A 456-nucleotide genomic window follows, 5' to 3' on the forward strand; every position below is an offset into this window, starting at 1 on the left:
GATCGACACCGACGCCTCACCCAGCACCGCCGACGCGGAACGCCTCGGCAAGCTGCTGCGCGAGCGCATGAAGGCCCTCGGCATCGCCGTGGCGCCGGTGCTCGCCTGCCTGGGCAGCCAGTATGCGGGCTGGAGCCTTGCCGACGAGGCCGGTGATTCCGGCTTCTTCGCACTCGGCTCGGGCCCCGGCCGCGCCGTGGCCGCCGTCGAGGATCTGTTTCAGGAACTCGGCTACCGGGATTCGGCCTCGAAGACCGCTCTGGTGCTGGAAGCCGCCGGCGGACCGCCCGAGAGTGTCGTCGCAAAGGTCGCCGAGGCCGCCGGCCTGCGGCCCGAGGACCTGACCTTCATCTTCGCGCCGACCCAGAGCCTGGCCGGCTCGACCCAGGTGGTCGCCCGGGTGCTCGAAGTGGCCCTGCACAAGGCCCACACGGTCGGGTTCGACCTGCACGCAAT

At 71.3% G+C, this 456-nt stretch carries 1 protein-coding gene; it reads left to right on the forward strand.

Annotation, left to right across the window (positions count from 1 at the left end):
- Positions 1 to 456 (forward strand): methenyltetrahydromethanopterin cyclohydrolase (locus IR141_RS12790; protein ID WP_209304450.1); only part of this gene is annotated, 456 nt, incomplete at both ends.

It is taken from the genome of Neisseria sp. 19428wB4_WF04 (assembly GCF_015235335.1).
In the GTDB taxonomy this organism is placed as follows: domain Bacteria; phylum Pseudomonadota; class Gammaproteobacteria; order Burkholderiales; family Neisseriaceae; genus Neisseria; species Neisseria musculi.